Raw genomic sequence first — 21783 nt, forward strand, 5'->3', positions numbered from 1 at the left:
GGGCGATGATACAAGGCGCTGTTCAGCCGCGGTTACGCATGGCGGCGCAATGCCGGTCCTTTGATGGGCGACAAGTTTTAGATTACAGGAGCGTTTCGCAAGATGACCACCCGTTTCAGCCGTGCAGTTCTCAGCGGTCTGGCGATTGTCGCCATCGGCGCAGCCGCAGCGCCTGTCAGCGCGCAGGATAATGACGAAACGCGCATCCGCAAGCTGGAAGCCGAAGTTCGCGCCTTGCAGCGCAGCGTGTTTCCGGGCGGGGCGGGAAAATATTTCGAACCTGAAATTACCGGCGCAACGGCTAGGCCCGCCACTTCTGTCACGCCATCATCCACAGCCGTGACCGATATTCTGGCGCGAATGGATGCGCTGGAAATGCAAATGCAGTCCCTGACCGCGCAGACGGAGGAAAACACCAATTCCGTGCGCCTGCTCACCACTCGCCTTGCCGCGTTGGAAGTAACCACGGGCGCTGCAGCGTCAGAAGCGGCCAGCAGGCCGCCTGCCGAAATGTTGGTCGGCGCTGCAACGCAGCCAGCAACGCGTCCTGCTGCCAATACGACCGCAGCCAACACGTCGGCAGCAAATCGGCCGGCGACCACCACACCGGCAGCGACTACACCGGCAGCCACTACGCCGGCAGCTTCCGGCCCGACCGCCGCACGGCTGGCCGCAGTGCAGCAAATTGCCAAGCCGCAAACCGACGATGCTGCTGACGATGAATATAGCTACGGTTTCCGCTTGTGGGAGGCCGGCTTCTACCCCGAAGCGCAGCAGCAACTGACGCTGTTCGTGGAAAAATACCCCACCCACAGCCGCATCAGCTATGGCCGCAATTTGCTGGGCCGCGCCTATCTTGATGATGGCAAGGCCAAGGAAGCAGCCCCCTGGTTCCTGCGGAATTATCAGTCGGACAAGCAATCTGCCCGTGCGCCTGACAGTCTGCTCTATCTGGCTGAAGCCATGATTGCGTCCAAGGATACCAGCCGTGCCTGTATTGCGCTGGCCGAATTTGGTGAGACTTATCCGGCACTGGCCTCTGGCCGTCTGGCAAGCCAGTATCAGGCCAATCTGCGCAAGGTGAAATGCAATTGACCGGACGGTTGACCCACAACTGATAGCGCGTTTCCGCGCGGATCTGGCAGGCATCTGGCCCACAGGCGCTGGCCCGAACGGCAAGATTGGCTTGGCGGTTTCTGGCGGGCCGGACAGTCTGGCCATGCTCCTTTTGGCGCATGGCAGCATGCCGCGCACTTTCGAAGCAGCCACCGTTGATCATGGCTTGCGGCCTGAAGCCGCCGCAGAAGCAGCGCATGTCGCGCAAATCTGCGCGGAAATGGGCGTTCCGCATCAGATTTTTCGCGTCAATGTGGCTGCCGGTAATGTGCAGGATGAAGCGCGCAATGCCCGATATGCTGCCTTGGCCGCGTGGGCAACGGACAGAAATCTGGCCGCGATTGCCACCGCGCATCATGCCGAGGATCAGGCAGAAACCATGGTCATGCGCCTCAATCGTGGTAGCGGCCTGTCAGGCCTGACCGGCATCAGGCAGCAAACCATCGTGCCCGGCAGCCATATTCCGCTGCTGCGCCCCCTGCTTGGCTGGCGCCGGCAGGAATTGGCCGAGGTGGTTGAGGGCGCGGGCATTGCGCCTGTTCATGACCCATCCAATCTGGATATGCGGTTTGACCGGGTAAAAATGCGCCAGCATCTGGCCCGGGCGGAATGGATCGATCCGCTGGCGCTTGCTGCCAGCGCGAGACATCTGGCCGATGCCGAAGATGCATTGGCATGGGCAGTGACGCAGGAATGGGGCCGCTGCGTCCGTCAGGAAGGCGCGACGTGGCGCTATAGCCCTGCTGCGCCGCGCGCCATCCGGCTGCGCGTCGTGACGCAAATACTGGAGCAAATGGGCGGAAACCCACGCGGCAGCGCCGTTGCGCGGCTGGTGGACGCACTGGAAAGCGGCGAGGGCGGCCCGCTGGCAGGCGCTCTTGCCAGGGTGGACAATCAGGACTGGGTTTTCGTGCCGGAGCCTGGGCGGACGCAACGGTAAAACCGCCAGCCGGATGATGGAATCTCAGATGATGGAATCGCCCATGCCGATCATCTTTCCGCGGGTAATGATGACAGTGTCACCCTTGCTCGCAACGGCAAACAGCTTTGCCGCAAATTCATTTGGCGTGCCGATACAGCCATGGCTGGCAAAGCCGTTCTCCACCGGCGAACCGTGGATTGAAATGCCATCCCATGTCAGCCGCAATGTATACGGCATGGCCGCGCCATAAATGCTCGAAACATTGTCGCGCTTTTTTTGCAGGATCGGGAAACTGCCCAGCGGTGTAGGGTGGTCCTGCGTGCCAAGCAGGACAGCAGTGGCGCCAATTTCATAGCCATTGCGGAAGACCGACAGCACGCGCGCTTCAAGATCGACTGTCATGACCAGCGGCCCGGCAGGCACCCCGTCTTCATCCCAGTGCCATTCGCCATATTTGATCGGGCCGTCGATGGGCAGGATCCGCTTGATGACGAAAGGTTCGTCCTTCGCGGGCACCGGCGCAGCAATCGTCTGCTTTGTGTTTTCCAGCGGTTCGGTCGCCGAAGGCTGGTCTGCTGTCAGTGTGCTATTGGCAGGATCGTTCCGCTCCAGCAGATCGCCAGCAAGCGTTGCCCCGCCGAACGCAAGGGCAGCGGCGGCGGCGGCCAGGGTAATCCATTTCAACACGCGTTCCATGACAGCCTAATGCCTGAAAACGCAAAAGAGCGCCAGCACCTGCCCCTGTGCGTCCCTGTTTGAAACGCGCAGGCGTCAAATGTTAATGGCCGGCCCGGTCAGCCATGCGCGCCAAATTCATTGGCAATGGCCGTGGTGATCTGGAGGGCCAATTTGTAAGAGCGTTCCAGCGGGTCGATATAATCGCGCTGGATGGCGGTATACCCTTCGCCAGTGCCATCGGGATAATCGCTTGGCTCTTTGACGTCGAAATCATCCAGCTGCGGGAAACTGGTGGGATAGGCGCGGCGCAATTGCGCCAGTGCTTCGTCGATCCGCAGGGTAAAGACCATTTCCAGCACATCGTCCCGGCTGATATCATTGGCGCGGCTGAATGCCGGGATCGAGACGGCTTTGAGAAACATATGCTGGAGCAGCGCCAGCCGAAGCGATTGCAGCACGCCAATCGTGCGCCGCGTGTCTTCACGGTCAGGCAGGGGGGATTCGTCGGGAATAAGGTCCAGGAGCCGGTGCAGTTTCAGCGCATCCACCCGCAGGCGCGAGGCAAGGCGGCGGAACACGCCCGTGCGGTCATCCTTGGTCAGATATTCCGCCAATGCTTCGCACGCGTCGGACAGATGGCCTTCCATTCCGCGATAGGGGCGGCTGGCCCAATAGGCGGAATTGAACAATTCGCCAAAGGCCGCCACGGTCTTGATGCTGGCCAGCGCATTGGCGGCGCGCAGCAGGCGCACCAATTGACGGCCACGTTCACTATCCTGCAGCAATTCGGCCACATCTTCATAATTGCCGTCAGCCGCGCTGCCGACACCGGCGATGACATTCACCGGATAGCCGAGCTGCTGCAGTATCGCATTATGCGGAATGGCGCGGATCTGGCGCAGGTTCATGTCCCTGTCCGCCGAAAGGTCGGACTGGCGGCGGGATTTGCGGCTACCGGTTTCGTTCAGCAGCCCCAGCCCGAATGCGGTAATGGCCCGCGCATAAGTCTTGCTTTCCAGATGGCCGCGCTGGTGTGAACGGATGGCGCGATAGAAATCAAGGCTGAGATCGGTGCGGCGGTAAAAGGAATCGGTCGGCGCGTCCTGGTCAGTATCGGACGGGCGGTTTTCCGTGATCCGCGTCAGTGTGGCCAATGCCAGTTCAGGCGTGGCGAAGAACAGATAGCCATCGCCGCCCTGGAAGCTGACTTCCGGTTCCAGCCGGATACCGGCGCGCTTAAACCTGCGCCGCGCCCACGGGCTGATGGGCCATGCCAGACGGTCGGTAAAACTTTCCGGATGGGCACCGCGGCCCATACTTTCACCATGCGTGTTGAAAATCAGCGCGGCCACATCCTGCAGCCGGTTTTTCCGCATTGCGTCAGCCAGCCGGCCCTGCAGGCGTTCGATGGCAAGGCTGGCGGGGATCTGGCCAACGAACCTTCCGGCATCGGAAAATCCTGTCTGGATGGCCACCCTGCCGCGCGTTCGGGCATACGCCTGATAGACAGGTTCTGCCAGCAAGGCGTCAAGAAAGCGGCCACCATGTTCCAGCGCGCTTTCCGTTTCGAACAGGGGCGATACGTCGACCTTGTCTTCGATGCCGAACAGACGGGAGAAATAGAGCGCGGCCAAAATGGTGGAGGGTTGTTCACACTCGGCAATCAGCATGCGGATGGGCGCATCACCGTCCACATGGTGAAGGATTTGCGCCATCACCAGAAACTGGCGAATGGCGGTGCTGCTTTCAATCGCCAGCGCGGCAAAATTGGACCGCAGCGGGGTCACGGTCTCCAGCAATTCGCGCAAGGTTGCCATGGCGCCCTTGCTGCCCAGATCCAGCGTGTTGTCAGGGTCGATCCGCCGGCGGATGGCATTGTGAAGCTGGCTGGAATTGACCCGGAAATGGACCCAACCCATGCCCAAGCCATCAGCCCGCACGGCCGCGGCCAGCGTCTTGAGTGCGATTGCCCGTTCAATGCTTGCGGCGGCGCCGGCGGCTTCTTCTTCCAGCGCTGCAATAAGGGGGGCGAGCGACAATAGCTTGTGCGGATCATCCTGCGTCAACCTGTTGGCCGCTGCCGACAGGGCCGCAGGTTGGGTCAGGTCACTGCGAAAATCTTCCGTGCGCGCATGGGCATATTGCGCCGCGCCGCGCAGTTTTTCCAGCAGCGGATGGCCCGTATCGATAGCTTCCAGCGATGCTGCATAGCGGTCCAGCCGCTGGGCCTTTTCCGACAGGCGGAAGCCGATGGAATCGAACCATTTGATGTCCGTCCGGCCATCCATGTCATAGCCGACCCAGCTGGCGAAGCGGATTGGCAGGGGGGCAAGACTGGTCCATTTGTCCGGCCAGCCTTTTTGGGCAGTCGACAGGGCCTGGCCCACGATGCGGTCACGGGCATCCTGCGCGTGGGAAATTGCCTGCATGGCGCGGCCATGTTCGTAGGCCAGCGTGATATCCGGCCGGTCGCCGGGCGCAGGGCAGGCTTGGCGGGCAATCTGGTCATCGCTGCTGGCAGAACGGGCCACGGCATCAGTCTGGGCCGGGGTCAGCAGAAATGTGGGATGTGCGGTGAACACTGCGTGCATGCCGGGCTGTTCCCAGCGCGCACGATAGGCCTCGAAATCTTCCGCGGCATCATGGGCGGCCAGCACGACCATATTGGCGCATGGGGCCACCGGCGAGACAAGGCGGCGCAGGCGGCGTGCGCGGCTTTGCAAGGCGTCACATTCAAGCTCCGCCACCAGCTGCTCGACAGCATCCAGGCTTAATTCGCCGCTTTCCAGCTTGCGCGACACATCTAGGGATAGTTGGAAGACCGGGTTGAATAGCGGGGTTTCGCGCGTTTTGAGATGCAGTTCCTGCAACCGGTCCTTCAGCCCCTGAATGGTGGCAGAAAAATCCGTCATGGCCGCAGCCCCACGGCCTTTCGTGCCAGCGCTTCGATGGCGGCTTTGTCAGGTGCGCCCTTGGGCGCAACCCAGCTGCCGCCCACGCATAAGACCGGCCCGAATGCCAGCCATTCGCCCGCATTTTCGGGGCTGATGCCGCCGGTGGGGCAAAAGCGGCACTGGCTGAACGGCGCTGCCAGCGCTTTCAAGGCTGGCAGGCCGCCTGCCGCCATTGCGGGGAAGAACTTGAAATGCGTGAGCCCCAGATCCAGCCCGCGCATGATGTCACTGGCATTGGCAATGCCGGGCAGGAACGGCACATTATGGCGGATGGCGGCCCGGGCCAGCGGTTCTGTCAGGCCGGGTGAAACGATGAATTCGCTGCCTGCTTCCAGCGCATCTTCCAGTTCTTCCACATTGGTGACAGTGCCTGCGCCGACAATGGCCCCTTTTACCTGCTTCATGGCGCGGATTGCATCCAGTGCCTGCGGGGTGCGCAAGGTCACTTCCAGCGCACGCAGACCGCCTGCCACCAGCGCTTCTGCCAGCGGAACAGCATGGGCCAGATCCTCGATCACGATGACAGGGACGACCGGCGCTATGCGCATGATGGTTTCAATGTCGCTCATGGTGATATCTTCCTCAATTATGTTCGCGGCAAAACGCAGCAGCAGCGCCAAACAAGCCTGGCTGCGGATGGACAATCAGCTTGACCGGAATGGCGGCCATCAGGCTTTCAAACCGGCCCTTGGCCGTAAAACGCTGGGCAAACCCTGATTTCAGCAGCGTATCGCGCAGCCTGTAACCAAGCCCGCCAGCAACCACCACGCCGCCAAAACCGCCTTGTGCCAGCGCAATATCGCCCGCCACACTGCCCAGCGACAGGCAGAAACGGTCAACGGCGGCCGCCGCAAGGCTGTCTGTTCCGGCCATGCCCTGCGTCCAGATTTCAATGTCGTCACGCTGGCTGACGGCGCGTTTTTCCATCGCCGCCAATGTCTCGTAAATATCGCTGATGGCCGGGCCGGCCACCACCCGTTCCACCGACACGCGGTTGTGGCGTTTGCGCAAGCGGGCCAGAATTGCATCCTCAATCGTGTCGAGCGGCGCAAAATCGATGTGGCCCCCTTCGGTCGCCTGCACCCTGTATTGCCCGTCGCCGCGCCATAAATGCGCTACGCCCAGCCCGGTGCCGGGGCCAAGCACGCTGATTGTACCATTGTCCGCCAGTGGCTGGTCTGGCCCTGCCAGATGAAGAAACTGGCTTTCATCAGCGCGGGCCACGGCATGGGCCACTGCTTCAAAATCATTGACGATGGTAAATTGTTCAACGCCCAGCTTTTCCTTCACTAGGCGCGGGCGGATAATCCACGGATTGTTGGTGAAACGGATGACATCGCCGCCAACCGGCCCGGCAATCGCCATGGCCACACGCGGGGGCAGAGTACCGCCGTTCAATCGCCGAAAATCTTCCCAGGCGGTCTGGAAACTGGCGTGATCATCAGTGTGCAGCGTCACTGGCTCGGACAGCGCGATGGATCCATCATCGGCCACCGTGGCAATGGCAAACCGCGCGTGTGTCCCGCCGATATCGACTGTTACCAGATCCATCCGACTGTTCCTTTCAATAGCCTGCCGCAGCAAGCATGGCTGACCCGCCTTTTTCCGCCTCGTCAGCACCGGCGCGGAACATGCCGTAAATTTCGCGGCCCGTTCCTGTGGCTGGCAGCGGTGCTGTGGCAGGCGTTCGGCTAGCCAGATCAGCCGTGGTGGAAAGCGTGCCATCCACCGCGCACAGCCGCACAATGTCGCCATCCTGCAAACAGGCCAAGGGTCCGCCGCCCAAGGCTTCCGGCGTGCAATGGATGGCCGCTGGCACCTTGCCGCTGGCACCGGACATGCGCCCGTCTGTAACCAGTGCCACCTTGTAACCACGGTCCTGCAACACGCCCAGCGGCGGGGTCAGCGCGTGGAGTTCCGGCATGCCGTTGGCGCGTGGACCCTGGAACCGCACCACGACGATGACATCGCGGTCCAATTCGCCATTGGCAAACGCCTGTGCCACAGCGTGCTGGGTCGAAAACACCCGGCATGGTGCTTCGATTGTATAGCGTTCGGGCCCGACCGCGCTGGTTTTGAAAATGGCGCGGCCAAGGTTGCCTTCCACCAGGCGCATCCCGCCATCAGGCAGGAACGGCGTGGCGACCGGGCGCAGCATGGTGTCATCCGCGCTGCTGCCGATGGGCCGCCATGTAAGACTGTCACCATCAAGCCCGGGTTCCTGCGCATATTGGCCCAGATCAGCGCCGCTGACAGTCATGATGTCGCGGTGGGCAAGGCCTGCATCCAGCAATTCGCCAATGACATAGCCGATACCGCCGGCGGTGTGGAAATGGTTCACATCGCCTGACCCGTTGGGATAAACCCGCGCCAGCAGCGGCACCACGGCGGACAGTTCGGAAAAATCGGTCCAGTCGATCTGCACTCCGGCAGCGCGCGCCATGGCGGGAATGTGGATGGCATGGTTGGTCGATCCGCCAGTGGCCAGCAAGCCAACCACCGCATTGACGATGGCCTTTTCATCCACACAGCGGCCAAACGGGCGGTAATCATTGCCATCCTTGCCAATGGCAGCCACCCGGTGGACAGCTTCGCGGTCCAGCGCCTGGCGCAATTTTGTGCCCGGCTGCACAAATGCGGCGCCCGGGATATGAAGGCCCATCAGTTCCATCATCATCTGATTGGAATTGGCCGTGCCATAAAATGTGCAGGTGCCGGGCGAATGATAGCTGGCGCTTTCGCTTTCCAGCAATTCGTCGCGGCCTACCTTGCCTTCGGCGTAAAGCTGGCGGACGCGCTGTTTTTCCTTGTTCGCAATGCCGGACGGCATGGGGCCGCTCGGTACGAAAATGGCTGGCAAATGCCCGAATTGCAGCGCGCCGATTACCAGTCCCGGTACGATTTTGTCGCAAATTCCCAGCAGCAATGTGCCATCATACATCGCATGGCTGAGGGCGACGCCAGTGCTGAGCGCAATCACATCGCGGCTGAACAGCGACAGTTCCATCCCTGCTTCGCCCTGCGTCACCCCATCGCACATGGCCGGTGTGGCGCCAGCCACCTGGGCAGTGGCGCCCACTTCGCGGGCGTAGATTTTCAGCCGTTCGGGATAGCGTCCATAGGGCTGATGAGCTGACAGCATGTCATTATAGGATGTGACGATGCCGATATTCGGCCCGCGCCCCGTTTTCAGCGCCTGCTGGTCTTCCAGCGCGCCGGCATAGGCATGGGCAAGGTTGGAACAGGAAACGGCGCTGCGATCAGGCTGGTGATCCGCCTCGTGCGCGATCAAATCGAGATAGCGTTTTCGCGTGTCTTTCGATCGTTCGATGATCCGCTGCGTAACGCGCTCAACCGTGCTGTTCAATGTGCTCATGACTTTTCTTTCAGCCGATCATTCATGCCCATTTTTCGTGCCCTCATTCATGCCCTCATTCATGCCAAGTGACGCCGTCGCGTTCCGCCAGGGCAATCGATGCGCTCGGCCCCCAGCTGCCCGAAGTATAGGTTTTGGGTTCCAGTGACTGGGCATCCCACAATGCGCGAATGGCATCGATCCATTCCCACTGCGCTTCCACTTCATCGCGGCGGACAAACAGGGTCTGGTCGCCTTCGATCAGGTCCAGCAGCAGCCGTTCATAGGCAATCCGCCGGTGCGTGCCGGTAAAGGCATCGGGCATGGCAATATCCAGCGGCACACTGCGCAGGCGAATGCCTTCACGGTCAAGGCCGGGCACTTTGGCCATCAGCGACAGGCTGATGTTTTCCTTGGGCTGGATACCGATCACCAACCGGTTGGGCGTCATTTTTGCGCCCTTGTCGGCAAATATGGAATGCGGGACACAGCGGAACTGCACGACAATTTCGGTCACGCGTTCCGGCAAGCGTTTGCCGGTGCGCAGGTAAAAGGGCACGCCCTTCCAGCGCCAGTTATCGACATGGGCCTTGATCGCCACGAATGTTTCGGTGGTGGAAGCCTTGCCCAGTTCCTCGTCATAACCGGGGACCGCCTTGCCGCCGATGGCACCGGCGCGATATTGGCCGGTCACGGTCTGGCTTTCTTCTACCTTGCGCAAGGATCGCAGAACCTTGACCTTTTCATCGCGCACCGCGGTCGCATCGAAACTGCCCGGCGGTTCCATTGCCACCAAGGCCAGCAATTGCAGCATGTGGTTCTGCACCATATCGCGCAGCGCGCCGGCATCGTCATAAAAGGCGACCCGGCCTTCCAGCCCGACAGTTTCGGCAACGGTAATCTGCACATGGTCGATATGGGCTGCATTCCACAGCGGTTCGAACAGGATGTTAGCAAACCGCAGCGCCAGCAGGTTCTGCACCGTTTCCTTGCCCAGATAATGGTCAATGCGGAAAATGCGGTCTTCCGAAAATGCCGAAGCTACCGCGTCATTGATTTCCTGGCTGGAGCCAAGATCAGTGCCGAGCGGCTTTTCCAGCCCGATGCGGACATTGCCGGTGGCAAGGCCCGCGTGCTGCAAGCCGGCAATGGTGGGTTCGAACAGGCTGGGGGCAGTGGACAGGAAAATGGCCAGGCCCTTGCTGGGTTCGCCCACTTTTTCCGCCAGCGCGTCAAACCCGTCCAGCGTTGTCGCATCCAGCGTCTGGTAACTCAGCCGCTTGAGGAAGCTGGCCATACCGCCGCGCCGGTCTGCAGGCAGGAATTTTTCCAGTGCCTCACGCGCAAAATCCTGAAATTGGGCATCGGACATTTCCGACCGGGCCGTGCCAATGATGCGCAGCGCCGGGTCCAGCAATTCATCAGCATCCAGCGCGCATAGCGATGGCAGCAGCATACGCTGTGAAAGATCCCCGGTTGCCCCGAAAAGTAACAGGCGGTCAGCAGTGAATTTCATGCAGCATCAATCCCCGTCAGCAAACTTTTATTGCAAGTGACAGTGATGTCCTAGCATCCGCGCCATGTCCATGCCACGGGCCGCAATCGTATTCATCAGATGGGCTGATGCCTTGCCGGTGAGGCAAAGGGGATTCAGGGGGGCAGATTCAGCAGACTTCGACGCTGACAGTCTTTTCCAGAAAATTGCTCGGCCCAAAACTGGTCAGGAAGCTTACATCGGCGGCATCGCGTCCCACGCCGATTTTGACGGTCTGGGCCGGGTCTGCCATGTCCGTTGCATCCACAATGTGCCACGCGCCGCCGCCATCTACGGTGGGGTCGGCCAGAAAAACTTCGGCAACAGCATGGAAATCCTGCGGAGTTACGCGGGGTGCAAAGCAGCTGACGTAACGTGCAGGGATGGTGGACGCACGGGCCAGCATGATCAGCACATGGGCATAATCACGGCAGATGCCGCGCCGTTCGATAAAGCTGTCCTCGCCCGTGGTGTTGGCGTTGGAACTGCCGGGAACATAGGTGAAATTATCCGCAATCCACTGGCGGATGGCGATGACGCGGGCGCCGCCGCTGGTGCCGCCAAATTCCGCTTCGACGAAAGACTGGAACCGGTCTGCCGGGCAATACCGCGAATCCAGCATGTAATGCACAGCCTCGCCGGGCATGTCATGCGGGGCCAGCTGATCAAGCCCGGCAATATCGGGAACCATGCGGTTCACTTCCACTTCGACCGAATAATTGACGTCGAACCGCCCTTCGGAACGGATCCAGACCCGTTCGCCAATATCATCTTCTGCCGCAACCCGCGCGCAATGTTCAGATTGCGTCATGGTGGTTTCGACATTGTTCAATGTCTGTTCGGGTATCTGGGCTGCTTCGAATTGCAGCAGCAAATCGGTCGCGGTGTCAGTTTCGAAAGCGAAATGGGCAGTTATTTTTACGGTCATGAAGGGCGAACGCGCAAGACGCCGAACCGTGCCGCGAAATTTCGGCTCAAACCACTACCCCGAATAGATCATGCGCATCGGCGTCTTCGATTTCCACCTGGACAATATCGCCCTGCGCCAGATTATCCGGCACATTGCGCAGATAGACATTGCCGTCGATCTCGGGCGCATCGGCCTGGCTGCGGCCGGTGGCGCCAATGTCGCCGTCTTCGTCCGCTTCGCCGACCTCGTCGATAATCACGGGCATGGTGCGGCCAACCTTGGCTTCCAGCTTGGCCGCGCTGATCCGCGCGGTGACTTCCATCAACCGGGCGTAGCGTTCTTCCTTGATGTCCTCTGCCACCTGGTCGGGCAGGGCATTGGCCTGCGCGCCGTGAACAGGTTCAAACCGGAATGCGCCCACACGGTCCAGCCGGGCTTCTTCCAGCCAGTCCACCAGATATTGGAAATCTTCTTCCGTTTCGCCGGGGAAGCCGACGACGAAGGACGAACGCACGGCGATATCCGGGCAGATGTCCCGCCAGTTTTTCAGCCGTTCCAGCACCTTGGCTTCGTTGGCAGGGCGTTTCATGCGTTTCAGGACGCTGGGTGATGCGTGCTGGAATGGAATGTCGAGATAGGGCGTCAGCAGCCCCTCGGCCATCAGCGGTATCACGGCATCGACATGGGGGTAGGGGTAAACGTAGTGGAGGCGGACCCAGGGGGGCACGCCGCCGCCAATGTCCAACTGGCCCAATTCGCGCGCAAGGTCGGTCATATGGGCGCGCACTTCGCGGCCCTTCCACTGGCGCGGGTCGTGGCGTGTATCGACACCATAGGCGCTGGTATCCTGGCTGATGACCAGCAATTCGCGCGTGCCGGCTGCCACCAGCTTTTCCGCCTCGCGCAGCACCGCGTCGATCCTGCGGCTGGCAAGTTTGCCGCGCAGATCGGGGATGATGCAGAACGAGCAGGAATGGTTGCAGCCTTCCGAAATTTTCAGATAGCTGTAATGCCGCGGCGTCAGCTTGACATCGGGCTGGGGGATCAAATCGACGAAGGGGCCCTGGCTGGGCGGTGCAGCTTCATGCACGGCGGCCACCACATCTTCATATTGATGCGCGCCAGTTACGGCCAGCACTTGCGGATGGGCGGCGCGGATGGCGTCGGCTTCATCGCCCATGCAGCCGGTCACGATCACGCGGCCATTTTCGGCAATCGCCTCGCCAATGGCGGCCAGGCTTTCTTCCTTGGCGCTGTCGAGGAAGCCGCAGGTATTGACCAGCACGACATCGGCGCCCGCATAATCGGGGCTCATCGCATAGCCATCGGCGCGCAGGCGCGTCAGGATGCGTTCGGAATCGACCAGAGCCTTGGGACAGCCGAGGCTGACCATGCCGACTTTCTTGGCGGGGGGGAGAGTGGTTGTGTCCATGGTGGACGCGCCTCTACACCTGTGCGCGCCATTACGCCATATGTGCTGTTATCTGCCGGTGCCGCCAATTGGCGACTGAATGCCGGTTTTGGCCTAGTCGCCTTGCCCGTCACCCATTCTGGTGCCATTTTCGGTCGGGATAATTTCCACCACAATGTCGCCTGCCTGCAAGCTCTGGCATTCCGCTTCCCAGAAACCCAGCGCTTCGCCATTGCGATAGACCCGCAGGCCGCGCCCGCCTGTCTTGAGATCTGTTATGGATGTGCCGCATTCTTCGGCCGTTATTTCGCGCTCCACCAGCTGAACCCGCCCGGTTACAGACGCAAGATCGGCCAGATAATCGGCAATATGCGCGCCCTTGGCAGACCCTGCCAGCAGCAGGCCGGTAAAACGCACCGGATTGATCACATTATTCGCGCCTGCCTGACGGGCGAGGAATTCATTGTCATCAGCGCGGACCACCACGCTGATGGGCACGTTGGGCGCCAGATGGCGGACTGTCAGCACCATCAGGATGGACGTATCGTCGCGCCCGGCTGACACCAGCACGGTCTGCGCTTCGCTGATGCGCACGGCGTTGAGCGTATCATCGCGCGTGGCATCGGCTGCCATGACATTGCAGCCCAGCGCTTCTGCATGGGCAATGCGTTCTTCGGATGGGTCGATCACCACGATGCTGCGCGGATCGGTGCCGCGCTGGATCAGTTCGCTGACCGATTCCGATCCGCTGACGCCATAGCCCAGCACCACGATATGGTCCGAGAGTTTTTCCTGGATATGGGCCATGCGGAACTTCTCCCAACTGCGTTTGATGATGAAATTATAGGCAGTGCCGACAAAGATGAAGAACACCGCAAAACGAATGGGCGTGACGATGATGGCTTCGACCATGCGCGCCCGGTCACTGATGGGGGCAATATCGCCAAAACCGGTGGTGGTGATGGAAATCATGGTGAAATAGACGACATCGAGAAAGCTGATCTGGCCATCCAGATTATCCACCAACCCGCCGCGGTCCGCCCAGTGGATCATTACCACGATGAATACCAGAAACAGCGCAATCCCCAGCCTGATGCCTAGATCGCCCCATACGGGAATTTTCACCGCGCGCCGAAGCGGCTGGTAACGGGGGCCCTGCAACGTGCGCCCTTCGGCACCGGGAACCCGGCTTTTATCGTCGGTCATCGTGCGCGCTTTGCCGCCATTTTTACAGCAGGGTCAACCGGCTTGCCATCCTTGCGGATTTCAAAGTGCAATTCTGTCCGCTGTGCATCGCCGCTGTTTCCGGCGATGCCGATGCGCTCACCGCCTTTTACCACATCACCCTTTGCCACGGTCAGCCGGGCCAGATGGCCATAGGCGCTGCGCCAGCCATTGCCGTGATCGATAATTACCATAGTGCCAAACCGCACAGGTTCTGTGCCGGCAAACACCACGGTTCCTGATGATGAAGCCCGCACCATGTCGCCTGTCCTGGCCGCAAAATCCACTCCGTCATGCCCCTTGCCATCGGGCCGAACTGCATAGGCCAGCAGCACTTTGCCATCGTGCGGCTGGCGGAAATAGGGTTCTGGCGGAGTGGCCCGAGCAGATGAGGACGCCGATGCGGGGGACAAGGGGGATGCGGATGCCTTGGGCGCCGCCATGATCGCGGGAATGATCAGCCGCTGGCCCGTGCGCACATCAAACGGCGGTGCCAGCCGGTTGGCCACCGCGATGCTTTCAAATGGAACGCCGTAACGCAGCGCGATGGCAAAGCCGGTTTCCCCGTTCTTCACGGTGTGTGACCGCTGGCGCGGGATGACAAGTTTCTGACCAAAACGCAGCCTGTAGGGCGCAGAAAGGCCGTTTGCTTCTGCAATAACCACTGCGGGCACCCGCGCGCGATTGGCAATGCCGCCCAGCGTTTCGCCTTGTTCTACCACATGCTCTGTCTCGGCCGAAGGATTGGCAGATGCCATCACTATCGGGGCCACAATAAGGGCGGACAGGGCCAGCGCCATTCGCTTCATGGCGCAAACCTTTGAGCGATTTCGCCAAGTGACGTATGATGCGTCAGGTCCAGTTGCAGCGGCGTGACCGAAATATACCCGTCATCGATGGCTTCCAGATCAGTCCCGTGGTCCAAAGTATGTTCGATGGGTTCCAGGCCGAACCAGTAATATTTATGGCCACGCGGGTCGCGCCCTTCCACTACGCTGCCGCGCGAATAATCATGAAATCCCTGCCGCACAGCGCGAATGCCCTTGACTGATGCGGGCGGCAAAGGCGGGAAATTGACATTGACCAATGTGCGTTCGGGCAGCGGCGTGTCCAGCAGCGGGGCCAGCACTTTCGCGCCCCATTCCCGCGCTGTATCAAACGCACTGTCACCGTTCCATTCGCGCGTGTAAACCTGGCTGAAGGCAATGGCGCGCACGCCTGCCAGCGCCCCTTCGATCGCGGCGGAAACTGTGCCTGAATAGGTGATGTCATCGCCCAGATTGGCACCGTGGTTGACCCCCGACAGGATAACGTCGGGCCGCAGGTCCATCACCTTGCGCAGGCCAAGCGTCACCGAATCTGTCGGCGTGCCGGTGACGGAAAAGCGGCGTTCGCCATGTTTCTGCAGGCGGACAGGCTTGTTCAGCGTAAGCGAATGGCCCGCGCCCGACTGTTCCTCGCTTGGCGCGCAAATCCAGATATCATCGCTGAACTGCCGCGCAATTGCTTCCAGCACCGCCAGGCCTGGTGCGTGGATGCCGTCATCATTGGTCAGCAGAATGCGCATCAATTCTCCGCGGTCAGCCGTTCCAGCCCGCCCATGTAGGGCTGCAACACACTAGGCACCATTACGCTGCCATCTTCCTGCTGGTAATTTTCCAGCACGGCAACCAATGTTCGCCCTACTGCCAGACCAGAACCATTAAGTGTATGCAGAAATTCCGTTTTCTTTGCCCCTGCATCGCCCAAGGCCGGTTTGTAACGCGTATTCATCCGGCGGGCCTGGAAATCACCGCAGTTGGAGCAGGAAGAAATCTCGCGATAGGCGCCCTGGCCCGGCAGCCACACTTCCAGATCATAGGTCTTGCGCGCGGTTGCGCCCATATCGCCGGTGCACAGCAGCATGGTGCGATAGGGCAGTTCCAGCGCTTCCAGCACTCCTTGGGCAGCTTTCAGCATCCGTTCGTGTTCGGCATCGCTGTCTTCCGGGCGGACAACGCTGACCAGTTCCACCTTTTCAAACTGGTGCTGGCGGATGAAGCCGCGCGTGTCCTTGCCCGCCGCCCCGGCTTCGCTGCGGAAACACTGGGTCAGCGCCGCCATGCGGATGGGCAGGCGGTCTTCATCCACAATCTGTTCGCGCACGGCATTGGTCAGGCTGACTTCGGCAGTGGGGATCAGCCAGCGGCCATCGGTGGTCTGGAACAGGTCATCTGCAAATTTGGGTAACTGGCCCGTGCCAAAAACCGCCTCATCACGTACCAGCAGGGGCGGGGCGCATTCGGTATAGCCATTCTGGCCAGTTTGCCGGTCCAGCATAAACTGGCCCAGCGCGCGATGCAGGCGGGCCATGCTGCCGCGCAGGAAGGTGAAGCGGGCACCGGCGATACTGGCACCCGTTTCAAAATCCAGCCCCAGCGCAGGGCCAAGATCAGCATGTTCTTTCGGGGTGAAGCTGAAGTCGCGCGGGCTTCCCCATTTCCCCAGCTCGACATTGTCTGCCTCGTCGTTGCCCTGCGGCACATCGTCTGCCGGCAGATTGGGGAGGGCAGCCAGCACGGCTTCCAACTCAGCCGCCAATTGCCGGTCTTCTTCTTCCAGCGCAGGCATGACCTGCTTCAGTTCGGCAACTTCGGCCTTAAGCGCTTCTGCGGTGTCCTTGTCACCCTTGCCCATGGCTTGTCCGATGGCCTTGGACGCATCGTTCCGGCGGCTCTGGCTTTCCTGCAGGCGCGTGGTGACAGCGCGGCGGCGCGCATCAAGGTCAAGGATTCCAGCCGCAGCAGGCGCTGCCCCACGCCGGGCAAGTCCGGCATCAAAAGCTTCAGGATTTTCGCGAATAAAACGGATGTCATGCATAGCGGCGGGCTATGGCGGGTTTTTCAGCCAGCCTCAAGCACGCGCCGCTATGTTTTATGGCACGCTATCCCGCGGTGCCGCCATGGTGCCGTGGGCCAACTGGCCGAAACCCCATGGTCAGCAAAAGAAGTAGCCCTGCGTCATGCTGCGTCAGCGCGGCGCAGGGCTGTCATGCTTCAGTTCTTGGTACGTGCCGCCAGCAAGCGGTCGAACGGCTGATTGCCCTTGCCCGCAGGTTCCAGCCACGGATAGCGCAGGCCGCCGGTATAGCCGATGGTGATCGTATCATACCGGTCACCGCGCTTCACCAGCAACTCGATCGGGCTGGCAGCAGCGTTGGAAGCGCCGCCAGCCGTGCCGCCAGCCTTGCCCGCGGCAGTGATGGCATCTTTCATCCCGTCCTTCGAATAGCTTTCGCCGTTCACCGCGATAATCTGCGAACCGTTGACGATGCCTGCGTTAAAGGCAGGCCCGTCCCACCGGGTCGAGGTGATTTTCCCGGAATTGTCGATATTGACGCCAAGCGAATAAAACAGGTCGAGATATTTCTGACCAGCCATCCGCCCCTTGTTATAGGGGTTGGGTGTGTCTTTCCAGACAAGCGCATAGCCCGCCATTTCAACGCCCTTGAGCGGCGCAGGCTGATTGGCCTGACGCAGGCGGGTATCCAGAAACTCTGCCCAGTCATACGCATAAACGCTGCCCAGAACGCGGACGATTTCATCGAAATCATATGTCAGCTGGCCAAGATCACCCGGTATTCCGCCGAAAAAAATACGCGCAAAATCATCCAGACCTTTTTTGCCCGCTGTGCCTTTGCGAATGATCTGGTCCGCTTCCAGCCAGGTCAGCGCCCCTTCCACGTAATAATCCTCTGACCGGTTGAGCGAGGAATAGGGCACGGGGCGGCGCGCATTGATGATGGGGTCGTTGGTGGTGTCAGCAACCGATCGCCATTCGCGGCCCGGCTGGCCTTCGGAATAATTGGCCACCGCATTGGCGAATTGGCCAAGAACCGTGTCTTTTTTCTGCAAACCGGACCGTGCAGCCAGCACCCAGCCCCAGAACTGGGTCTGCCCTTCATACATCCACAGCAGCGAATCCTGCATCGGCGTGCGATAATCAGGCGTCCACAAGTCGGCCGGGCGGCGATATTTGCCGTTCCAGCTATGCACCAGTTCATGGGCGACCACATTATGGTCCCAATCCATTTCGTCCCACTCGACGAAGCTTTGCGGTTCATACTGGTTTTCAGCAGAACGCTGATGTTCCAGGCCGATCCCGCCCATCCGGTCAGTCAGCGCCAGCAGAATGTCGTAATGGTCGAAGTGACGTTCCCCGAACAGCGTATCGGCTTCGTCCACCAGCCTTTCAAAAGTTGCGAGATTTTCCGGCTTGATTTCAAGCTGCGATGGCTTGTCAGCAACCACATCCAGCCTGACAGCAGGATCAAGCTTCCACTGCTTGGCAAATTTGCCCGCGAAAATCGGCGAATCCACCAGCGTTTCGTAATCGACGCGGTCCCACCTGACCGTGTCGCCAGTGCGGCCAGCGCCGTCCAACGCCGTATAAACCTGCCATCCGGCGGGGAATGTTACCGTCGGATCAATCGCAATGCGGCGGGTATAATGGCCCGCCGGATAAAAGCTCATTTTCTCCCACTGCAGGTTGAGCATTTCCTGCGTCATGGTGACACGGCCTTCGCTACCGGTAATCGGGCTGGTGTGGACGAAATCCGCAGTCACTTCGCGCGTGCCTTCGGGCAGCATCACGTCGATCTGATAGACATCCAGCGGGTTGCGCATCCACGTCAGCGTTTTTCCGTTCGCGGTGAAGTTGAACCGGGAAACAAGGTTGATCGGGCCACGCGCGGCATGGTTGCCGGGCAGCCATTCAGGAAACAGCAGCGTCAGCGTCCGCATGCTTGCGGGCACCGGAATGGTCTGTTTAACTTTATAGATGCCGCGCTGTGTGTCGGTTGCGTCAATGTCCAGCTTGATCGGGCCGCCCGGCCACGGCGTATCGCTGGGCAGGGGCACGGCGCGGTCAACCTGAACCTGGACAGGCGCGCTGCGCTCTGTCTGGGCTGCGACGGGGAAGGCAGGGGCGGCTGCGGCCAATGCCGCCATGGCGGAACATGAGAGATATTTTTTCATGATTCGGTCTGTGGCGTCAGCACAAGCGATTGGCAAGTTTGGCTTAATCACACACCCGACCTTGTCCCATGAATTTGCACTCCTGCCGCCTTTTGGCTCATCTGGTGACAGCGGCTGGGATGTATCGCGCTTCCTGGGCAAGGTCTGGGCGTGGAAGCAAAAGCTGTTCAGGGAGTTTTCGCGGATTTCGTTCGGATGAAGCGGGCCCTGCTCTTGAGCTCAGAATTTGTCGGCTGCACTCTAGGTTCGGTTGCAAAGCAACTGCCCGCTGGAAATGGCTCGACTGCCGCAAAAGAAAGGCGTTATTATACATTGCGTACCCACTGCGCAGGAGGTATGTATGACCTCGCGTGACAGGCCGGTGCGTCTCGTCGCCCTCGATGGGGGGTTTCGAGCATGACTAAGATTTGTGAGATGTCTGGCGTTCGGAGTGATGACGGACTACCGGTAGAGTTGTGGCGGTGTGTGCGTTCCGGCAGGCTCGTTGTTCGCGCTTACAACGAGGGTGGGTGCAGTTATACGGAGATAGACCTGTGGGATCTTGTCGATTGGATGCAATCTGGCCAGAAAAACTTCTTCGTAGCACCCGCAAATGAGTCAATTGGCGGGCCCACTGGACATAATTCTAAATGACATCGAGCGGGCCTTAGATACCCGTCTATGGTATGCGGCTCTTGCGGTAACACTTTCTCTGCCGGATATCTGTTCATTGCTAGAACTACCCCCAGAAGAGGGCTGGTCTAAGGGTTGGAAATACGCTGGCTGGTTTGACAGGAACCTTGCGCAGTACCACCCTGAATTTACAGGAGGGGACTGCTACAAACTCCGAGGCGGACTTCTTCACAACGGGCGAGTACGTAGAGACGAAGCGCGCTGGGACCATATCGCATTCACGACTCCTGATTCACCAGGGCGATTGCATCGATGTGTTTTTAGCAACAACGGCGGCATCGACGAAACTGCGCTCATGTTGGATGTCGAATTCTTCTGCCGCGATGTTATGGAAGCTACGCGAATTTGGTTCTCTGCAAATTTAACAAACACTATTGTTCAAGCGAACCTTCCGAACTTGCTGGCATTGCGCCGCGACGATATCGGGCGTCAGGTGTCGGGCGGCGGGTTTCTGCGCTAAGCGGAAGGCTTTGTCCGAGCATCCCGAATTAGGGCGTCGAGCGCGGCTTCGGCCTCGGTGGGGCTTAGTTCGCCAGCGTCGATTAGCCTTTGAGCCTCTTGCTTGAACCGTTCGCTTTGTTGCTCCGGTGTTTCCAAGTTCTGTTTCTTCGGCATTAGACCGCACTAGCTCCTTTGTAGGTCAGGCGCTTGCCGACTATGCCCTTGAGCATCGCGTCGGCACGGTCACCGTCATTGCAGCCCAACGCTACTCGGTTGTTATACCGGAACTCAAACTCCGCGAGATAGCGATGCAAGTGCTGCTCGCCGCAGAACTGATAGACGCCCTTCATGCCGCGCTTGAAGATGCTGAAATAGCCTTCAACCGTGTTGCTGTGGATGCTGCGGTCCTCAAGGTTCACATACTCACCCTTGCCGTGGCTGGTAGTCCCGTGGGCGGCAAAAATGTTCTTAACATCGCGGTAGCCGCTGTGCTCGTCAGTCATTACGCGCGCCTCGCGGGCCACGTTCTCAAGGACGATTGGCATAAGCGTAGTGGCGTTCACGTTCTCGATTACCATGGTGCGAGCCTGTCCGCTGTCGCGGTCCACCAGCGCCAAAACCTTCATCTTGTGGTGGAAGGCGCGCTTCACCGGCGCGCCCTTGAGCTTGCCGATAAATGTCTCGTCCACTTCGACCACGCCGCCGCCTGTCCCGAACATCGTATCGCCACCAGACCGCATCGCCTCGCGAATGCGGTGAGACATGAACCAAGCGGTCTTGAGGGTGACGCCAAGGGTACGGTGAAGCTGGTTGCTCGAAATGCCCTTCTTGCTGCCAGCGATCAGATACATCGCCTGAAGCCAGACACGCATCGGAACCTTGCTGTCCTGAAAGATGGTGCCAATCTTGACGGTGAAGGGCTTGCGGCACTGGTAGCACTTATATGCGCCAACGCGGGTGCTCTTGCCCCGCATCTTGGAAATCCGCTCCACGCCGCCACAGTGCGGGCAGACCGGGCCTTCCGGCCAAATGCGCGCCTCAACGTAAGCGTAGGCTGCTTCTTCGTTGTGGAAATGAGGGGCGGAAAGGTTCGACATTGTAGGCTCCGTTTCGTTGGAACCACCCTAGCCGAACCCTTGGGTACGTCAAGTATAATAACGCCAAAAGAAAAGCCTCAAACCAAAGCGTGCGCTCGGAGAATAGTGCCTTTTGGGATAAACAAATGTCGACCCGACCCCAGAGCTAATTAAGACGCCGCGGAAGGGCTATAATCCCAGCAAAATTATCTGAAACAAATTATCTGAAAAGATGGTGGGCGCGGCACTTGGATCGCCAGAGCCTATGATTCAGATACTGGTCGCAACCGCCGCAAAGCTCTTAAAGACTATCCATCTTTCTCTGGGCACGAGATTTTTGTCCAAGCCAAGCAAGACGCTGAAGCCTTTGCAAAGACGGTCGAGAGCGGCGGTGTTACGACCCGTAAGCTTGATACCGTCCGAGACGCATGCCGAGCCTATGAAGAAACCAAGCAGAACGCTGCGGGAATTCTCA

18 protein-coding genes are annotated in these 21783 nt (G+C 59.9%); 4 read left to right on the forward strand and 14 right to left on the reverse strand.

The genetic code is table 11. The features are described from left to right. Positions 1–102 precede the first annotated feature (102 nt). Both GRI44_RS00815 and tilS read left to right on the forward strand, forming a co-directional pair. Entirely contained in the window at positions 103–1095 is a 993-nt protein-coding gene (locus tag GRI44_RS00815) for a tetratricopeptide repeat protein (protein WP_160599410.1), read from the forward strand. A gap of 91 nt (positions 1096–1186) precedes the next feature. Further along, positions 1187–2056, forward strand: a complete 870-nt coding sequence (gene tilS, locus GRI44_RS00820) for a tRNA lysidine(34) synthetase TilS (protein ID WP_160599411.1) — start codon at positions 1187–1189, stop codon at positions 2054–2056. 24 nt (positions 2057–2080) lie between these two features. Here tilS and GRI44_RS00825 read toward each other — a convergent pair whose 3' ends face one another. The 13 genes from GRI44_RS00825 to GRI44_RS00885 form a co-directional block, all read right to left on the reverse strand. After that, complete coding sequence (locus GRI44_RS00825) at positions 2081–2734, reverse strand: L,D-transpeptidase family protein (protein ID WP_160599412.1); 654 nt, start codon at positions 2732–2734, stop codon at positions 2081–2083. 98 nt (positions 2735–2832) lie between these two features. Then, the gene (locus tag GRI44_RS00830; RefSeq protein WP_160599413.1) at positions 2833–5628 is read right to left on the reverse strand and encodes a phosphoenolpyruvate carboxylase; all 2796 of its coding nucleotides are present in this window, start codon (positions 5626–5628) and stop codon (positions 2833–2835) included. Continuing rightward, positions 5625–6239, reverse strand: a complete 615-nt coding sequence (eda, locus tag GRI44_RS00835) for a bifunctional 4-hydroxy-2-oxoglutarate aldolase/2-dehydro-3-deoxy-phosphogluconate aldolase (RefSeq protein ID WP_160599414.1) — start codon at positions 6237–6239, stop codon at positions 5625–5627. The genes GRI44_RS00830 and eda overlap by 4 nt, the downstream gene beginning before the upstream one ends. A 13-nt stretch (positions 6240–6252) precedes the next feature. After that, complete coding sequence (glk, locus tag GRI44_RS00840) at positions 6253–7221, reverse strand: glucokinase (RefSeq protein WP_160599415.1); 969 nt, start codon at positions 7219–7221, stop codon at positions 6253–6255. A gap of 13 nt (positions 7222–7234) precedes the next feature. Next, positions 7235–9046 carry a phosphogluconate dehydratase gene (gene edd / locus GRI44_RS00845; protein ID WP_160599416.1) on the reverse strand — a complete coding sequence of 604 codons (1812 nt, stop codon included), beginning with the start codon at positions 9044–9046 and terminating at the stop codon, positions 7235–7237. A 55-nt stretch (positions 9047–9101) separates the two neighbouring features. Beyond that, positions 9102–10541, reverse strand: coding sequence for a glucose-6-phosphate dehydrogenase (gene zwf, locus GRI44_RS00850; RefSeq protein ID WP_160599417.1), 1440 nt, complete (start codon positions 10539–10541; stop codon positions 9102–9104). 148 nt (positions 10542–10689) lie between these two features. Beyond that, the gene (locus tag GRI44_RS00855; protein ID WP_160599418.1) at positions 10690–11487 is read right to left on the reverse strand and encodes a transglutaminase-like domain-containing protein; all 798 of its coding nucleotides are present in this window, start codon (positions 11485–11487) and stop codon (positions 10690–10692) included. Positions 11488–11533: 46 nt separating this feature from the next. Then, complete coding sequence (gene rimO / locus GRI44_RS00860) at positions 11534–12901, reverse strand: 30S ribosomal protein S12 methylthiotransferase RimO (protein ID WP_160599419.1); 1368 nt, start codon at positions 12899–12901, stop codon at positions 11534–11536. 93 nt (positions 12902–12994) lie between these two features. Further along, entirely contained in the window at positions 12995–14086 is a 1092-nt protein-coding gene (locus GRI44_RS00865; protein WP_160599420.1) for a potassium channel family protein, read from the reverse strand. Continuing rightward, a complete protein-coding gene (locus GRI44_RS00870; RefSeq protein WP_160599421.1) occupies positions 14083–14913 on the reverse strand; it encodes a M23 family metallopeptidase in 831 nt (276 codons plus the stop codon). The genes GRI44_RS00865 and GRI44_RS00870 overlap by 4 nt, the downstream gene beginning before the upstream one ends. Continuing rightward, positions 14910–15671: a 5'/3'-nucleotidase SurE gene (gene surE / locus GRI44_RS00875; protein WP_160599422.1), complete on the reverse strand. Its 762-nt coding sequence runs from the start codon at positions 15669–15671 to the stop codon at positions 14910–14912. The genes GRI44_RS00870 and surE overlap by 4 nt, the downstream gene beginning before the upstream one ends. Continuing rightward, entirely contained in the window at positions 15671–16963 is a 1293-nt protein-coding gene (gene serS / locus GRI44_RS00880; RefSeq protein WP_160599423.1) for a serine--tRNA ligase, read from the reverse strand. The genes surE and serS overlap by 1 nt, the downstream gene beginning before the upstream one ends. Positions 16964–17139: 176 nt before the next feature. Next, positions 17140–19119 (reverse strand): M61 family metallopeptidase, encoded by a 1980-nt coding sequence (locus GRI44_RS00885; protein WP_232842937.1) that lies wholly within the window; start codon positions 19117–19119, stop codon positions 17140–17142. Here GRI44_RS00885 and GRI44_RS00890 point away from each other — a divergent pair. Further along, on the forward strand, positions 19118–19318 hold the full coding sequence (locus GRI44_RS00890; RefSeq protein ID WP_160599424.1) for a hypothetical protein: 201 nt from the start codon (positions 19118–19120) through the stop codon (positions 19316–19318). The two genes, GRI44_RS00885 and GRI44_RS00890, sit on opposite strands and share 2 nt — an antisense overlap. Before the next feature lie 393 nt (positions 19319–19711). Further along, entirely contained in the window at positions 19712–20251 is a 540-nt protein-coding gene (locus tag GRI44_RS00895) for a hypothetical protein (protein WP_160599425.1), read from the forward strand. 154 nt (positions 20252–20405) lie between these two features. On the opposite strand, the gene GRI44_RS00900 is transcribed toward GRI44_RS00895, so the two are convergent. Beyond that, on the reverse strand, positions 20406–21329 hold the full coding sequence (locus GRI44_RS00900) for an IS1595 family transposase (RefSeq protein ID WP_160599426.1): 924 nt from the start codon (positions 21327–21329) through the stop codon (positions 20406–20408). Positions 21330–21783: the final 454 nt, after the last annotated feature.

Origin of the sequence: Allopontixanthobacter confluentis (genome assembly GCF_009827615.1) — a bacterium.
Lineage (GTDB): Bacteria > Pseudomonadota > Alphaproteobacteria > Sphingomonadales > Sphingomonadaceae > Allopontixanthobacter > Allopontixanthobacter confluentis.

Excerpts from the sequence above, each read along its gene's own strand:
- GRI44_RS00815 (WP_160599410.1), top strand. The coding sequence starts at position 103 with ATGACCACCCGTTTCAGCCGTGCAGTTCTCAGCGGTCTGGCGATTGTC.
- GRI44_RS00825 (WP_160599412.1), bottom strand. The coding sequence starts at position 2,734 with ATGGAACGCGTGTTGAAATGGATTACCCTGGCCGCCGCCGCCGCTGCC.
- GRI44_RS00830 (WP_160599413.1), bottom strand. The coding sequence starts at position 5,628 with ATGACGGATTTTTCTGCCACCATTCAGGGGCTGAAGGACCGGTTGCAG.
- eda (WP_160599414.1), bottom strand. The coding sequence starts at position 6,239 with ATGAGCGACATTGAAACCATCATGCGCATAGCGCCGGTCGTCCCTGTC.
- glk (WP_160599415.1), bottom strand. The coding sequence starts at position 7,221 with ATGGATCTGGTAACAGTCGATATCGGCGGGACACACGCGCGGTTTGCC.
- edd (WP_160599416.1), bottom strand. The coding sequence starts at position 9,046 with ATGAGCACATTGAACAGCACGGTTGAGCGCGTTACGCAGCGGATCATC.
- zwf (WP_160599417.1), bottom strand. The coding sequence starts at position 10,541 with ATGAAATTCACTGCTGACCGCCTGTTACTTTTCGGGGCAACCGGGGAT.
- GRI44_RS00855 (WP_160599418.1), bottom strand. The coding sequence starts at position 11,487 with ATGACCGTAAAAATAACTGCCCATTTCGCTTTCGAAACTGACACCGCG.
- rimO (WP_160599419.1), bottom strand. The coding sequence starts at position 12,901 with ATGGACACAACCACTCTCCCCCCCGCCAAGAAAGTCGGCATGGTCAGC.
- GRI44_RS00865 (WP_160599420.1), bottom strand. The coding sequence starts at position 14,086 with ATGACCGACGATAAAAGCCGGGTTCCCGGTGCCGAAGGGCGCACGTTG.
- GRI44_RS00870 (WP_160599421.1), bottom strand. The coding sequence starts at position 14,913 with ATGAAGCGAATGGCGCTGGCCCTGTCCGCCCTTATTGTGGCCCCGATA.
- surE (WP_160599422.1), bottom strand. The coding sequence starts at position 15,671 with ATGCGCATTCTGCTGACCAATGATGACGGCATCCACGCACCAGGCCTG.
- serS (WP_160599423.1), bottom strand. The coding sequence starts at position 16,963 with ATGCATGACATCCGTTTTATTCGCGAAAATCCTGAAGCTTTTGATGCC.
- GRI44_RS00890 (WP_160599424.1), top strand. The coding sequence starts at position 19,118 with ATGATTCGGTCTGTGGCGTCAGCACAAGCGATTGGCAAGTTTGGCTTA.
- GRI44_RS00885 (WP_232842937.1), bottom strand. The coding sequence starts at position 19,119 with ATGAAAAAATATCTCTCATGTTCCGCCATGGCGGCATTGGCCGCAGCC.
- GRI44_RS00895 (WP_160599425.1), top strand. The coding sequence starts at position 19,712 with ATGAGTCAATTGGCGGGCCCACTGGACATAATTCTAAATGACATCGAG.
- GRI44_RS00900 (WP_160599426.1), bottom strand. The coding sequence starts at position 21,329 with ATGTCGAACCTTTCCGCCCCTCATTTCCACAACGAAGAAGCAGCCTAC.